Source organism: Streptomyces sp. JNUCC 63, from assembly GCF_054366325.1.
The window spans coordinates 4,283,497-4,298,089 of sequence record NZ_CM135963.1 but is presented as its reverse complement, the minus strand read 5'-3'; the positions used below and the strand labels follow the sequence as shown (position 1 = coordinate 4,298,089).

The 14,593-nt window shown below is 73.1% G+C and carries 11 protein-coding genes and 1 pseudogene; 7 read left to right on the top strand and 5 right to left on the bottom strand.

All coding sequences use genetic code 11. The annotated features are described in order from the left end of the window. Positions 1-234: 234 nt before the first annotated feature. The gene (locus ACX25U_RS19860) at positions 235-2,634 is read left to right on the top strand and encodes an HAD-IC family P-type ATPase (RefSeq protein WP_454393945.1); all 2,400 of its coding nucleotides are present in this window, start codon (positions 235-237) and stop codon (positions 2,632-2,634) included. A 26-nt stretch (positions 2,635-2,660) separates the two neighbouring features. Here ACX25U_RS19860 and ACX25U_RS19855 read toward each other — a convergent pair. From ACX25U_RS19855 to ACX25U_RS19845, 3 genes and pseudogenes are all read right to left on the bottom strand, one after another. Beyond that, positions 2,661-2,789 (bottom strand): annotated as a pseudogene (locus ACX25U_RS19855) (calcium-binding protein); the annotation flags it as partial. Positions 2,790-2,811: 22 nt separating this feature from the next. Continuing rightward, on the bottom strand, positions 2,812-5,925 hold the full coding sequence (locus ACX25U_RS19850; protein WP_454394371.1) for a sacsin N-terminal ATP-binding-like domain-containing protein: 3,114 nt from the start codon (positions 5,923-5,925) through the stop codon (positions 2,812-2,814). A gap of 260 nt (positions 5,926-6,185) precedes the next feature. Then, positions 6,186-7,112 (bottom strand): DUF3027 domain-containing protein, encoded by a 927-nt coding sequence (locus ACX25U_RS19845; RefSeq protein WP_454393943.1) that lies wholly within the window; start codon positions 7,110-7,112, stop codon positions 6,186-6,188. A gap of 526 nt (positions 7,113-7,638) precedes the next feature. Between ACX25U_RS19845 and ACX25U_RS19840 the strand changes: the two genes are divergently transcribed. From ACX25U_RS19840 to ACX25U_RS19820, 5 genes are all read left to right on the top strand, one after another. Beyond that, a complete protein-coding gene (locus tag ACX25U_RS19840) occupies positions 7,639-9,267 on the top strand; it encodes an IS200/IS605 family accessory protein TnpB-related protein (RefSeq protein ID WP_454393942.1) in 1,629 nt (542 codons plus the stop codon). Positions 9,268-9,336: 69 nt separating this feature from the next. After that, a complete protein-coding gene (locus tag ACX25U_RS19835) occupies positions 9,337-10,770 on the top strand; it encodes an MFS transporter (protein ID WP_454393940.1) in 1,434 nt (477 codons plus the stop codon). A 102-nt stretch (positions 10,771-10,872) separates the two neighbouring features. Beyond that, positions 10,873-11,340, top strand: coding sequence for a DUF2771 domain-containing protein (locus tag ACX25U_RS19830; RefSeq protein WP_454393938.1), 468 nt, complete (start codon positions 10,873-10,875; stop codon positions 11,338-11,340). Between the two features lie 11 nt (positions 11,341-11,351). After that, positions 11,352-12,065: a futalosine hydrolase gene (locus ACX25U_RS19825; protein WP_454393936.1), complete on the top strand. Its 714-nt coding sequence runs from the start codon at positions 11,352-11,354 to the stop codon at positions 12,063-12,065. Further along, positions 12,055-12,963 carry a 1,4-dihydroxy-6-naphthoate synthase gene (locus tag ACX25U_RS19820; RefSeq protein ID WP_454393934.1) on the top strand — a complete coding sequence of 303 codons (909 nt, stop codon included), beginning with the start codon at positions 12,055-12,057 and terminating at the stop codon, positions 12,961-12,963. The genes ACX25U_RS19825 and ACX25U_RS19820 overlap by 11 nt, the downstream gene beginning before the upstream one ends. A 26-nt stretch (positions 12,964-12,989) precedes the next feature. Here the strand turns inward: ACX25U_RS19820 and ACX25U_RS19815 are convergent, their stop codons facing one another. Beyond that, positions 12,990-13,373 (bottom strand): cold-shock protein, encoded by a 384-nt coding sequence (locus ACX25U_RS19815; RefSeq protein ID WP_454393932.1) that lies wholly within the window; start codon positions 13,371-13,373, stop codon positions 12,990-12,992. A gap of 308 nt (positions 13,374-13,681) precedes the next feature. Here ACX25U_RS19815 and ACX25U_RS19810 point away from each other — a divergent pair, with 308 nt between their 5' ends. Next, positions 13,682-13,933, top strand: a complete 252-nt coding sequence (locus ACX25U_RS19810) for a hypothetical protein (RefSeq protein WP_454393930.1) — start codon at positions 13,682-13,684, stop codon at positions 13,931-13,933. Here the strand turns inward: ACX25U_RS19810 and ACX25U_RS19805 are convergent. Continuing rightward, the gene (locus tag ACX25U_RS19805; protein WP_454393928.1) at positions 13,909-14,535 is read right to left on the bottom strand and encodes an HAD family hydrolase; all 627 of its coding nucleotides are present in this window, start codon (positions 14,533-14,535) and stop codon (positions 13,909-13,911) included. The two genes, ACX25U_RS19810 and ACX25U_RS19805, sit on opposite strands and share 25 nt — an antisense overlap. Positions 14,536-14,593 lie beyond the last annotated feature (58 nt).

Here is a 14,593-nt window from a genome sequence, read left to right as displayed (position 1 = left end):
TGCTGGAACCTGGGGCGGAGCCTCCGCTGGAACCTGGGCGGAGCCCCGCCGGGGGCGCAGGGAGCGAACCCCCCACCGCCGGGGTCCTGGGCGGAGCCCCAGGGCCGGAACCCCTCCCCCACCGAGGGCAAAGACGCCCCTGTGCACCCTCCGTAGGACCCCCACTCCTCCCCAGGTCGGATCTTCCGCCCCCTCAACGCGTGCGGCGGCACAACCGCACGTAACGTCGAAGGCATGACCCACATCGACGCGGGCGCGGAGCTCGACCCCGTTCACCCCGTGCCCGTCCCGGCGACGGCCCGGGCGACCGGACTCACCTCCGCCGAAGTCGCGGAACGCGAAACCCGCGGCGAGATCAACGACATCCCGGTCCGCAGCAGCCGCTCCCTCCCCGAGATCGTCCGCGCCAACGTCTTCACCAGGTTCAACGCGATCATCGGCGTGCTCTGGCTGATCACACTCGCCGTCGCCCCCATCCAGGACAGCCTCTTCGGCTTCGTGATCATCGCCAACACCGGCATCGGCATCATCCAGGAGTGGCGGGCGAAGAAGACCCTGGACTCCCTCGCCGTCATAGGCGAGGCCCGCCCCACGGTCCGCCGTGACGGCACCACCGCGGAGGTCGCCACCTCCGAGATCGTCCTCGGCGACCTCATCGAGATCGGCCCCGGCGACAAGGTCGTCGTCGACGGCACCTGCGTCGAGGCCGAAGGCCTGGAGATCGACGAGTCCCTGCTCACCGGCGAGGCCGACCCCGTCGTCAAACGCCCCGGCGACCACGTCATGTCCGGCAGCTTCGTCGTCGCCGGCGGCGGCGCATTCCAGGCGACCAGGGTCGGCCGCCGCGCCTACGCCGCCCAGCTCGCCGAGGAGGCGTCCCGCTTCACGCTCGTCCGCTCCGAGCTGCGCACCGGCATCTCCACCATCCTCAAGTACGTCACCTGGATGATGGTCCCGACCGCGATCGCCCTGATCATCAGCCAGCTGGTGGTGAAGGAGAACGACCTGCGGGAGTCCGTCGCCCGCACCATCGGCGGCATCGTCCCCATGGTCCCCGAGGGCCTGGTCCTGCTCACCTCCGTCGCCTTCGCCATCGGTGTGATCCGGCTGGGCCGCAAGCAGTGCCTGGTCCAGGAGCTGCCCGCCATCGAGGGCCTGGCCCGCGTCGACACGGTCTGCCTGGACAAGACCGGCACCCTCACCGAGGGCGGCATGGACGTCACCGAGCTGAGATCCCTGGACGGTTACGACGAGACGTACGTACGCAAGGTCCTCGGCGCCCTCGGCGAGTCCGACCCGCGCCCGAACGCCTCCCTGCAGGCGATCATCGACGCCTGCCCCGACAGCGACGAGTGGCGCTGCGTGGAGTCGCTGCCCTTCTCCTCCGCCCGCAAGTACAGCGGCGCCAGCTTCAGCGAGGGCAACGGCGAGTCCAGTACGTGGCTGCTCGGCGCCCCGGACGTGCTGCTGCCCGCCGACGCGCCCGCCCTCGCCGAGACCGGCCGGCTGAACGAACAGGGCCTGCGCGTGCTGCTGCTCGCGCGCGCCACCCGTGACCTGGACGCCCCGGACGTCGCCCGGACCGTCGCACCCGCCGCTCTCGTCGTACTGGAGCAGCGGCTGCGGCCCGACGCCGCCGACACCCTGCGCTACTTCGCCGAGCAGGACGTCCGCGCCAAGGTCATCTCCGGCGACAACGCGGTGTCCGTCGGCGCGGTCGCCGCGAAGGTGGGCCTGGACGGCAGCGCCGTCGACGCCCGCCGGCTGCCCGCCGAGCGGGAGGAGATGGCGCGGGTGCTCGACGAGACCACGGTCTTCGGGCGGGTCACCCCGCAGCAGAAGCGGGACATGGTCGGCGCCCTGCAGTCGCGCGGGCACACGGTCGCGATGACCGGCGACGGTGTGAACGACGTGCTCGCCCTGAAGGACGCCGACATCGGCGTGGCGATGGGATCGGGCTCGGAGGCCACCCGGGCCGTCGCCCAGATCGTGCTGCTGAACAACAGCTTCGCGGTCCTGCCGTCCGTGGTCGCGGAGGGGCGGCGGGTCATCGGCAACATCACCCGGGTCGCGACGCTGTTCCTGGTGAAGACGGTCTACTCGGTGCTGCTGGCGGTGCTGGTGGTCTGCTCGCAGGTGGAGTACCCGTTCCTGCCCCGCCACCTGACCCTGCTGTCCACGCTGACCATCGGCGTCCCGGCCTTCTTCCTGGCCCTCGCCCCGAACACGGAACGGGCCAGGCCGCACTTCGTACGGCGGGTCATGCGCTACGCGCTGCCGGGCGGGGTGGTGGCCGCCGTGGCGACCTTCGTGACGTACCTGATCGCCCGCCACCACTACACCGGTTCGGACACCCTGGACGCGGAGACCAGCGCGGCCACGCTCACGCTGTTCCTGATCGCGATGTGGGTCCTGGCGATCATCGCCCGCCCCTACACCTGGTGGCGCATCGCCCTGGTGGCCTCGATGGGCGCGGCCTTCGTCCTCGTCCTGCTCGTCCCCGCCCTCCAGCACTTCTTCGCACTGAAGCTGGTCGGCACGGCGATGCCCTGGCTGGCGGTGGGCATCGCCGTGGCGGCGGCGGCCGTCCTGGAACTCCTGTGGAAGTGGGTCGACCGCCGCTTCCCGGTCTAGCGGCGGCCTACCGCAGCGGTCGCAGCCCCACCGGCGGTGGCCTTCACGGTCGTCTTCAGGTTGCCCGTGGAGTTCGTCCCGGTGGTCTTCAGCGTCTTGTGGGTGCCGGAGTCCTTCTTGCGGAACCGCAGCTTCACCACCTGGCCGCCGTAGCCGCGGTCGGGAAAAACAGGGGAGTCAGTCGAACCAGCGGTCCCGCGCCAGTTCCTCCGTCCGGGACGGGTCCTCCAGCAGCGCCGCGACCTCGAAGCGGCGCGGCCACTGGCCGGCCGCCCAGGCGAGGCCGGCGGCCACGCCCTCCAGGGTGGCCGCGTGCAGGACGCCGTCGGAGGGCAGACGCCAGTCCAGCTCGGTGCCGTCGACGACGAGTTCCTCGTGCTCGACGTACGTGGCGGGGGTGCGCGGGCCGAGCAGGACGCGTACCGGCTCCGGTACGTCGTGCTCGGTGCCCTCGGAGTCGACCTCGCCGGTGACGGATTCGCTCAGCCGCCGCACCTGGAACAGCTCGGCCAACTCGGCGGCCAGGGAGGGCCGTACGGGCAGCAGGGGGACACCGGAGGTGAACGGCAGCAGGTCCGGGGAGTCGCACACCACGGCGTCGGCGGCGTCCGCGACCTCCACCCGGCCGTCGACCACGGCCCGCAACTCCTCCGGCAGCGTGACCTGCTCCGGGTCGAGCTCGGCCAAGTAGCCGTAGAGAGCGTGCAGTTGGGCGGAGGTCACCGGGCGTTCGGGGTCGGCGAGCCGTTCGAGGAGTTCGGCGGCGCCGCCCGGTTCGTCGAGCAGGGCGGCGACGGACGTCCTGACGCCCAGCGCCCGCAGCACCTGTTCGTCCTCGAAGCCGGTGGCGTCCGCCTCGTCGTACAGGCCGCGCAGCAGCGGGTCGGAGCCGGCAGTGCGCAGACCGGCCGGGCGGCGCCCGCCCAGCACCGGGTGGCCGCGCAGCCACCAGGCGGTGTACGGCCGGACGATCTCGTGGCTGCCGTCGGGCAGCAGGATCCGCACCGGCTGGGTGAGGGCGTCCCTGAGCGGCGGCCGGGACAGCAGGGCGAGGGCCTGGGGCCACTGGTCGTCGTCCACCAGGTCCAGGTCCCGTACCGCCACGACCTCGGTGGCGACCGGCGGCACGGGGGTGTCCGGGAACCGGTCGAGGAGGTCCTCGCACCACACGTCCACCGCATCCAGCAGCCCGGGGTCGTCCGGCTCGGGGAAGTCCCCTTCGCGCGGCTCGAGTTCGTCCGGATCGAGGACGACATCCGTGGCCCGTACGAGGGCGAAGTCCACCAGCACACCGCACGCGGCGAGCGGCTGCTCACCCCACTTCTCGGCCAACTCTGCATCCACCGACGGGAGTTCGCCTTCGCGCATGACGCGCGCGAACGGGCCGCCGGGGAAGACCAGTTCACCGGCCGGGGCGAGTTCGCCGTCCTCGTCGAGCAGGGCGAGCGCGCCCAGCCAGGGCTCGTCGCCGGGCTCCAGACCCGCGTCCCGGACGAGGGCGAGGACGGTGTCGGCGAGTTCCTCGGCGTCCGGGGTGTCCTCGTCCCACCCGCCGGTGTCCTCGTCGAGGGAGGCGGCGACGGCGGCCCGCACCTGCGGGGTGGTGAGCACCGCGCGCGGGGTGGCGGGCAGGGCGCCGAGCTTCTCCAGGACGGGGTGGGCGGCGTCCGGGTGGGCGACCTTCAGGCCGAGCCGGGCGAGCATCTCCGGATCGATGCGGGGCGCGTCCGGGGTGGGCAGCAGGACCTGCCGGGGCCCGATGGTCGTACGGCTGTCGGCGAGCGGCACGGGCAGCCCGGAGAGCCGGTCGGGGTCGACGCCCGCGAGGCTGTCGTACAGCCGCCGCCACCAGTCCGGTTCCTTCTCCAGTCCGGCCAGCCGGTCGATGGCGTCGGTCAGCGGCAGGCGGGCCACGCCCAGCGTGCGCAGCTCCACCCGTCGTTCCAGTCCGGCGGGCAGCAGGGTGGGCAGCACCTCGGCGAGGACGCGCACGGTGTCGGCGCCCGCGCCCTCGACCACCTCGGCGTCACGCGGGCGGAGGGATTCGGGCAGGTGGGAGTCGTGGTCGGCGGGTGTGGCGGCAGGCGGCAGGAAGGAGGTGCGCGGCAGCCGCTCGAGGATCGCCTGCCGCAGTACGCCGTCCAGCTCGCCCTTGCCCAGCGGGCCGGGCACGAGGTCGATGACGCCCTCGCTCACCGGCCGCCACTCGGCGAGGAGCTCGGCGTAGGCGTCGGCCGCGCGCCGCGCCAGGAAGTCGGTGAGCGGGCCGGGCGCGGTGTGCCGACGGGTGCTGTCCAGCGGGAACGACGCGATGAGCAGGGCCGGGACGCCGAGGGGTTCGTCGCTCGGGGTGGGCGCATGCACGACGGGGCTGGTGCGGGGGCGGACCGGGTTGCCGTAGGCGTCGACGGGCACGGCCCAGGTGACCGACCAGTGCGGGCGCAGCCGCTCCTCGACCGGGCGGTCGGCGAGCAGGTCGGGGGTGAGGGCGCCGTGGGCGGAGGAGGTGCGCCAGTGGGTGATGCCGTCGCGGGAGTCCTCCACGACGGTGAAGGCGCCGTCGGTGCGGCGGCTCAGGGTGCGCGGGCCCTCGTCGCCGATCTCGACCACGACCTCCTCCAGGCCGGGCAGGGCGAGGAGCAGGGCGTCGTCGACGGAGTGCAGGAGCCGTTCGGCGAGGTCGGCGGCGGCCGTGTCGCGCAGCGGCAGGATGACGACCGTGTCGTAGGGATCGGGTGCGGTGCCCTCGGCGGCGAACGGCAGCCGCAGCAGCGGTACGTGTCCGTCGCGGCGGCGGATCTCGTCGCCGAGGCCGGGGCTGTGCCGTGCGGTCTCCTCGGCGAGGCCGCGGGCCTCGGCCAGCGACCAGCGCACCCCGCCGTGCCTGCCGACCACCGCCGGCTCGTCGGTGACGGCGAGGACGGCGGCGAAGCCGACGCCGAAGCGGCCGACGGCGCTGTCGCGCGAGTCGCGCTTGGCGGAGGCCCGGAGCGTGGACAGCGACTCGACGCCGGCCGCGTCCAGCGGGGCGCCGGTGTTGGCGGCGACGAGGACGCCGTCGCGAAGGGTGAGCCGCAGCCGGCCGGGCCGGCCCGCGCGGGCGGCGGCGTCGGCGGCGTTCTGCGCCAGCTCGACGACGAGCCGGTCCCGGTAGCCGCCGAGGACCAGGTCCTCCTCCGCGTTGGCGTCCTCCCGGAACCGCGCCGGACTGGCCGCCCAGGCATCCAGCACTCCGCGCCGCAGGCGCACGGTCCCGAACGGGTCGCCTCCGGCAGCCGGCTGCACGAACATGCTCACGTCCACTCTCCTCACGGGTGTGAGGTCGAAGGTACCGCCCCATTGGAGGCAGGCCTCCATTGTCCCCGGTGAGTGCGCCGAGCAGCCCTGATGGGGGCGGGATCAGCCTTCGGAGGCGTACGGGACGAAGCGCACCCAGGCGTGAGCACGAGCCGGACCCCTACGGGCGACCCCCACCGTCGGCCGCCCCGGGCGCCCGTCGGAGAAGCGGCAGACGGTTGCCCGACATCCGCCGCGACCGACTGCCAGGTTCCCTACGAGTGCCCCAGCTCCGCCGACGACTCGTCCTCCGTCACCGGGACCGAGCCGGAGTCGGCGGTCGGCCGCAGCGGGAACGGGTCCACCCGTGTCTCGTCGACCACCGGCGGAGTCGGCTGCGGGGGCTTGGGCATCACCGCGGCCTCGGAGTGGCCGCCGCAGCCGTACGTCAGGGAGACCACGCGGCCGTCGGCCGGGGAGAACTCGTTGGCGCAGACGCCGAAGGCCTGGCCCAGCGAACCGCCGATCGGTACGAGGAAGCCGCAGCTCACGCAGGCCGCCGGGGCCGCCTGGGCCATCGGGGTCTTCGCGCCGAACGCCTCCTCCCAGCGGTCGGCGGCGACATGCAGGCCGTAGCGGGACAGGACCCTGGCGCGGCGCATGCCCAGTTCCTCGGCGACCGCGGAGATCGAGCCGCGGGACGGGGCGGTGGGGAGGTTCCTCGGCGGGCCCACCGTGATGTCGGCGTCCTCCGCCTCCGCCAGCTCGGCCATCTCCTCGGAGACCGCGGAGTTCGGTGCGGGCTCCTCCTCACCGGAGAAGCCGGGCTCCAGCCGGAGGTCCTCGGCATCGGTGGGCAGCAGGTCGCCGGGGCCCATGTCGCCGGGGCGCAGCCGTTCGCTCCACGGCACCCACTCCGGCGCGAGCACCGCGTCCGGGCCGGGCAGCAGGACGACCTCGTCGATGGTGACGACCTTGGCGCGGGAGGCGCGGGCCACCGTGACGGCCCAGCGCCAGCCGCGGTAGCCGAGCTCCTTGCACTGGAAGAAGTGCGTGACGACCCGGTCGCCCTCGGAGACCACGCCCGTGTGCTCACCGACCACCCCGGGCGCGGCCGCCTCCTCGGCTGCGGCCCGGGCGAGGTCGACGGCCTCGGCGCACAGGCGGTCGGGGGTGCGGCTTCGCGTGGTCGCTGCGCTCACAGGTATCGCTTCTCTCCTACGCCGTCTTTCGGGTGCGCCGGCCTGAAGGCGGCGGGGCGGACGGAGCGGACCCTGGGACCGCGTCAACGTCCGCGCCCGATCGCGCTCGGGCGCACCTACGTCATCCATTCTGCGGTATGCCCGTAAGGCGCGCGGCCGAGAACGTTCGCCACGACGCGTTACGCACGCTACCTTCTCGTCGGCGCTTGGCCTACACCGACGGTGGTTTCCCACGCGCCCACCTGTCCCGCCGGGTGGAACGGCCCGCCCAGGGCCACCGGGAGTGGGCGGAATCGGACAGCACCCGGAGACACGCCCCCTGACACCCCGGGTGGCTCGTCAAGGGGTTGCGAACTGTTGCTGGTCGACACTGGTTGAGCATGTCCTTGTGTGCATGAGTGAGCGTCGCGTGACGGCGCGCGGCCATGGACGGCGACGGGAGTTCTGGTTTCGAATGCGTGACCTTTGCCCGGGGGCGGTCGTTGGGTGCGGTGAGGGCTTCTTCGGCATCGGGCGGGGGTGGGGTGTGAGCGGGCTGCGCGAGGTGGCGGCGCCGTTCGTGGTGTCCGGTCCGTCCGGCGTGGCGATCCGCGCCGGCCTCAAGGGCCTGACCGCGCAGGACGAGACGGTGCTGCGCCTGGCCGGCACTCTGCTCGGCTCGCTGGCCTCCGGCGACCTGAAGGCCCGTTGCGCGGCCGGGCTGGACCACGACGGCGAGCAGTGGGCGCAACGGAAACGGGCGCTGACCGGGCAGTCGTCCTCGCGGTGGGCGGGCAGCATCACCAAGGCCACGCACGACCAGTGGGCGCTGGCCCGGCGCGCGCAGCTCGCCCACCTCCAGAATCTCCAGGCGGGCGTCGACACGATCACGCGCCGGCTCGCGCAGCCCATCGGAGCCAAGGGCGCCCAGGGGGTGCCGGGCGGCTACCGTTCCCGGCGGGAGTGGTTTGCCAAGGCGCGGCGGTTGCGCGTGCTGGAGGACCGGCTGGAGCAGGTACGGACCGACTGGGAGGCCGGACGGGTGCGGGTGGTGCGCGGCGGCAGGAAGCTGGCGCGCAGTAGGCACCACCTTCAGGCGGCCGGGCTGACGGAGGCGCAGTGGCGGCTGCGGTGGCAGGCCGGGCGGTGGTTCCTGCAGGCCGACGGCGAGTCCGGCAAGCGGTACGGCAACGAGACGATCCGTATCAGCCCCGGCGGTGAGGTGAGCATCAGACTTCCGGCGCCGCTGGCCTACCTGGCCAACGCGCCGCACGGCCGGTACGTGCTCGCCTGCCGGGCCGTCTTCCGGCACCGGGGGGAGCAGTGGGCCGACCGCGTCGCAGCGAATCGTGCCGTGGCCTACCGCGTCCACTACGACACAGACCGCAACCGCTGGTATGTGACGGCCTCCTGGCAGAACCCGCCGGTGCGGACGGTGCCGTTGGAGGCGGCTCGTGCGGGCGGGCTGGCCGGGGTGGACATGAACGCCGACCACCTGGCCGTCTGGCGCCTGGACCAGCACGGCAACCCGGTCGGCGAGCCGCGCCGGTTCGACTACGCCCTGACCGGCAGCGCGGGCCACCGCGACGCCCAGGTGCGCCATGCCCTGATCCGCCTGCTGCACTGGGCCGCTCGCCACGGCCTGGCCCTCGCCATCGAGGACCTGGACTTCGCCGCGGAGAAGACCCGGGAGAAGCACGGCAGAGGCAAGCGGTTCCGCAAGCTGCTCTCCGGGATGCCCACCGCGCGGCTGCGGGCCCGGCTGGTGTCGATGGCCGCCGAGCTGGGCGTTGCCGTCGTCGCCGTCGACCCGGCCTACACCAGCCGCTGGGGCGCCCAGCACTGGCAGAAACCCCTGACCAGCCAGAACAGGAAGCCCACCCGGCACGACGCGGCCGCCGTGGCCATCGGACGACGCGCCCTGGGACACCCGGTCCGGCGACGGACGGCACCGCCCCCACACGACCGGAGCGATCGTGTGGGGCATCGGACCGTTCAGGCCGCATCGGGCAGCCCGGGACGTGAGGGACCCCGCCCCCGCCTTCCCGGACCACGGACACGATCCGTGCCGCCCGGACGCGGAGCGAAAGCGGGCGACCAGTGTGCCCACAACCGTTCGGGGCACGCGGCTGAGCACGAGCCCTGGCACCAGGACTCACTCCCGCTCAGTCTCTAGGAACGGTTCGTCGAGATCGTCCGGGGCGTAATGGCGCTAGCGGGCGCCGTCTCGGGGCAGTATGACGGGGTGGCAGCCGCGAGGACGCCCCCGGGGACCACCGGGATCCGTGGGGACAAGGGACACAAGGGGAGCAGCCGAGGCAGCGGTTCGGGCCGGTTCGGCGGGTCCGTCCGCGCGGTCGGCCGTGCCCTGCGGCTGCCCGTCACCAAAACGGTCCGCGGCATCCGCAGGGCGACCGACGCGCACGGCGCCGGCGAGTCCGGGCTCGGCAGACTGATCGAGCTGCACGCGGTGAACGGCGCCGGCGACGTCATGATCACCGTGGCGCTCGCCTCCACCGTCTTCTTCTCCGTGCCCACCGACGAGGCCCGCGGCCGGGTCGCGCTGTACCTCGCCATCACCATGGCGCCCTTCACGCTCCTCGCCCCCGTGATCGGCCCCCTGCTCGACCGCCTCCCGCACGGCCGCCGCGCCGCGATGGCCGGCGCCATGCTCGCCCGGGCGCTGCTCGCGCTGATCATCGCGGGCGCGGTGGCCGGCGGCAGCCTGGAGCTGTATCCGGCCGCGCTCGGCGTACTGGTCGCCTCCAAGGCGTACGGCGTGGTCCGCAGCGCCGTCGTACCCCGGCTGCTGCCACCCCGCTTCTCCCTGGTCAAGGCGAACTCCCGGGTGACCCTCGGCGGGCTGCTCGCCACCGGCGTGGCCGCGCCCATCGGGGCGGGGCTGCAGACGATCGACGTGCGCTGGCCGCTCTACGGCGCCTTCGTGATCTTCATCGCGGGAACGTTCCTGTCCTTCTCCCTGCCGCCGAAGGTCGACTCGGCCAAGGGTGAGTACCGGGCGTTGCTCGCCGCGGACGAGCAGCATCTGCGCGGCCCGCGCCGCAAGCCGCTCAAGCGGCCCGGCCTGCGCACGGTCGGCACGGCCGTCACGCACGCCCTCGCCGCCAACGCCGCCCTGCGCTGTCTGTCCGGCTTTCTGATCTTCTTCCTGGCCTTCCTGCTCCGGGAGCACCCGCTGACCGGCGAGAGCGCGGCGGTGTCACTGGGGATCGTGGGCGTCGCGGCGGGCGCGGGCAACGCGCTCGGTACGGCGGTCGGGGCGTGGCTGCGGTCACGGGCACCGGAGATCATCATCGTCACGGTCGTCGCGATCGTGCTGGGTGCCGCCATCACCGCCGCGATCTTCTTCGGCGCCTTCCTGGTGGCCTGCCTGGCCGCGGTCGCCGGCTTCGGGCAGGCACTGGGCAAGCTGTCCCTGGACGCGCTGATCCAGCGGGACGTGCCGGAGCTGGTGCGGACCTCGGCGTTCGCCCGCTCCGAGACGCTGCTGCAGATGGCCTGGGTGCTCGGCGGCGCGATCGGCATCGTGCTGCCGCTCAGCGGCGTGCTGGGCCTGTCGGTGGGCGCCGCGATCGTCGCCGCCGGCTGGCTGCCCACGGTCCGCGGCCTGCTTCTCTCGGCCCGGCGCGGCGGCAGCACCCGGCCCCGCGTGGCGTGACCCGCCCCCTGACCGGGCGATTCACGGCCCGCGCCCTTGGGGGCGACCCGCCGTACCCCCCGCGTGGGCGGCCCGCCCGGCCTGCCCGATAGCCTTTCGGACATGACCACGCTGCATTCCGCCGTGCGACGCCGCCGCGCCGTCGCCGCTGCCGGCGCCGTTTCCGCTGGACTGCTTCTCCTGACGGCCTGCGAAAAGCCGACGCCGATGGCCACGATCACCGTCGGCGACAACTCGGTGCACTCGGAGGCCACCTGCTACAACGACGGCAAGGCGATCAAGACCGCCGATCTGCTGAAGTGCCTGAAGTCGGACAAGTCGATCAAGGTCGACCCCGACGAGACCGTCCGCTTCGGTGTCGACCCGGACATCGCGGACAAGGGCTGGACCATCCTGATGAACGGTCAGCCGCTCACCGACTCCAGCACGAAGACCTACCGCGCCATCCCGGGCAGCGTGTTCTTCAACGCCCAGTACGGCGCCAGCGGCAACTCCACCTGGGTCTCCGTCAAGCAGGGCGAGAAGGACGTGACGGGCATGTGGACCTTCAAGCTGCAGAAGGCCTCCTGACCACGCGCCCGGTGCCTTCCGTACGCGTACTCGTCGCCACCGCGGTCCCGGTCGAACGGGACGCGGTGGCACGGGCGCTCACGGAGCCCGTGCGTGAGCTGCCGCTGCCCGGAGTGACCGTGCACCGCCGCGGCGGTCACGACCTGATCGCCGCCGGCGTCGGTCCCGCCCTCGCCGCCGCCTCCACCGCCACCGCCCTGACCGCCGCCGCGCTCGGCGGCGCCCCCTACGACCTCGTCGTCTGTGCCGGTATCGCCGGGGGCTTCGCGCCCGCCGCGCCCCTCGGCTCGCTCGTCGTCGCCGACGAGATCACCGTCGCCGACCTGGGCGCCGAGACCGGCGACGGCTTCCTTCCGGTGACCGAACTCGGCTTCGGCACCGTCACCCACCGTCCACCCGAAGCACTCGTACGAGCGATCGCGACCGCCACCGGAGCCCGCACCGGCACCGTCCTGACCGTCTCGACCGTCACCGGCACCGCCGCCCGGGCCGACGTCCTGCGCGCCCGCCACCCCCGCGCCCTGGCCGAGGCCATGGAGGGGTTCGGGGTGGCCGAGGCGGCCGCCGCGCACCGCGTCCCGGTGCTGGAGATACGCGCGGTCTCCAACCCCGTCGGCCCGCGCGACCGCGCCGCCTGGCGCATCGGCGACGCCCTGACCGCCCTGACCGAGGGCTTCGGGAAGCTCACGAACGTCCTCACGAGCTGGAGCCCTCATGAGCCCTGACAGCCCGCGACTGCGGACCGCCTACTCCCCCTGCCCCAACGACACCTTCGTCTTCGACGCCCTCGCCCACGGCCGCGTCCCGGACGCGCCCGCGCTCGACGTCACCTTCGCGGACATCGACGTCACCAACGGCATGGCCGAGCGCGGCGAGTACGACGTGCTGAAGGTGTCGTACGCCGTGCTGCCGTATGTCCTCGGCGCATACGCGCTGCTGCCGTGCGGCGGCGCGCTGGGCCGGGGCTGCGGGCCGCTGGTGCTCGCCCGGGAGCCGGACGCCGACCTGAGGGGCCGTACGGTCGCGGTGCCGAGCGAGACGTCGACGGCGTATCTGCTGTTCCGGCTGTGGGCCGCGGACACGCTTGGAAGCCAGGGGGGCGGGCCCGCAGGGCCCTCGGTCGAGGGTGGTGGGCGACGGGCGGGCGGGGTCGGCGAGATCGTGGTCATGCCGTTCCACGAGATCATGCCGGCCGTGCGGGACGGGAAGGTCGACGCGGGACTCGTCATCCACGAGGCGCGCTTCACGTACCGGAACTACGGCCTGCACAAGCTCGCCGACATGGGCGAGCACTGGGAGGACACCACCGGGCTGCCGATCCCGCTCGGCGCGATCATCGCCAAGCGGTCGCTGGGCGAGGAGACGCTGACACGGCTCGCCGACTCCGTCCGTACGTCCGTACGAGCCGCGTGGGACGACCCCGAGGCCTCCCGGCCGTACGTCATGGAGCACGCCCAGGAGATGGACCCGGCCGTCGCCGACCAGCACATCGGCCTGTACGTCAACGAGTTCACCGCCGACCTCGGCGAGGACGGCTACGCGGCGATCCGCGGGCTGCTCACGCGTGCGGCGGCCGAGGGGCTCGTACCGCCCCTCGGCCCGGACGCGCTCGACTTCCCGTAGTCCCGGGCCCGATTCCGCCTGCCGGGTCAGACGTCCAGTTGGTCGGCGACCGCGCGCAGCAGGCCGGCGACCTTCTTGCCGGAGGCCTTCTCGGGGTAGCGACCACGCTCCAGGGTCTGCGCGACGCTCTCCAGGAGCGTGGTCAGGTCCTGCACGATGGAGACCAACTCGTCCGGTTTCTTGCGCTGGGCGGCCGCGACCGACGGGGCCGGCTCCAGGAGCGTCACGGAAAGGGCCTGGTCGCCACGCTGCCCGGCGACCACCCCGAACTCCACTCGCTGTCCCGGCTTGAGTGTGTCCACTCCGGCGGGGAGCACCGAGGAATGGACGAAGACGTCACCGCCGTCGTCGCGGGAGAGGAAACCGAAGCCCTTCTCCGCGTTGAACCATTTGACCTTGCCGGTAGGCAAAGCACGCACCCCATCTCACCGGTCAGCCGAACCACTGTTGCCGCAGGTCAGGCTATCTAGCGCTCGCTCGTGCCTGCCGTTGTCCCGAAGCCTCCCCAGCTCTTTACCCCTCGTCAAGCCCGCCCACGCCAGTCGGCCGAACCTGGCCGATCAACGGGGGCACGCTCGCCCGGGGGCGAGGGAGACAAGGGATATCTCAGCACACCGAGGGCATGCGGCGGCAACCTGATTCCGGACCCGGCGGATGTTCCAGCAGCACGCTCTTGACCAGCGCCGACGCGAGCCGCGCGGGGAACTACCCTGGTCGGGTGCGTGAAGAAACCCAAACGAATTCCCCCGCCGCCGGTGAAGGGCTGATCCGGGCCGGCGCCATCGTGTTCTTCGTCGGCGCGGTGGCCACGCTCGTCACGGTCGCGCCGCTGTTCCTCGGTACGAAGCCTTTCCCGACGTACATGTTCGGCCTGAGCATGCTCATGGGCGTCGGTTTCCTGATCGCGGGCGCCGGCGTGCTCCGGTCGGTCGCGGCGGGACGCCGTCAGGCGCGCGGCGACTCGCGGTAGCCGGACAGCCAGTCCGGGAACTCGGTCAGGTCCGCCAGGACGACGTCCGCGCCCGCCGCCCGCAGCTCCCGCTCGCCACACGGACCGGTGGCCACCGCCACCGAGAGAGCGCCTGCCGTACGGGCACCGCGCACGTCGCCGACGTGGTCGCCCACGTACACGCCCGCGCCGTACTCGCGCAGCGCCTGAGCCTTCTGCTCGGCCCACAGGTCGCCGATCACCGCGTCCGGTCCGATGCCCAGGTGCTCCAGGTGCAGTTTGGCGTTCGGCTCGTACTTGGCGGTGACGACGATCGCCCGTCCGCCGGACTCCCGTACGGCCGCTATCGCCTCGCGGGCGCCGGTCAGCGCGGGCGTCGCGGCGACGGCGTGCGTCGGGTACATCTCCCGGTACAGATTCCCCACGGCCTCGACCTGGTCGGCCGGGAACCAGTTGACCAGCTCCTGCTCGAGCGGCGGCCCGAGCCGCGTGACCGCCAGGTCGGCGTCGATGTACGTCCCCGTCCGCTCGGACAGCGCCAGGTAGCAGGCACGGATGCCGGGGCGGGAGTCGATGAGGGTCATGTCGAGGTCGAAGCCGACGGTCAGGGGGCGCGAGGTCATATGGGCCATTGTGCCCGGGCGGGTGGGCGGGCAGACGCCCGGCCCGTGTGACATACAC

What these genes read in the sequence shown, in the direction of transcription:
- ACX25U_RS19850 (WP_454394371.1), bottom strand. Translation starts at nt 5,925, where the DNA reads ATGTTCGTGCAGCCGGCTGCCGGAGGCGACCCGTTCGGGACCGTGCGC.
- ACX25U_RS19860 (WP_454393945.1), top strand. Translation starts at nt 235, where the DNA reads ATGACCCACATCGACGCGGGCGCGGAGCTCGACCCCGTTCACCCCGTG.
- ACX25U_RS19820 (WP_454393934.1), top strand. Translation starts at nt 12,055, where the DNA reads ATGAGCCCTGACAGCCCGCGACTGCGGACCGCCTACTCCCCCTGCCCC.
- ACX25U_RS19830 (WP_454393938.1), top strand. Translation starts at nt 10,873, where the DNA reads ATGACCACGCTGCATTCCGCCGTGCGACGCCGCCGCGCCGTCGCCGCT.
- ACX25U_RS19805 (WP_454393928.1), bottom strand. Translation starts at nt 14,535, where the DNA reads ATGACCTCGCGCCCCCTGACCGTCGGCTTCGACCTCGACATGACCCTC.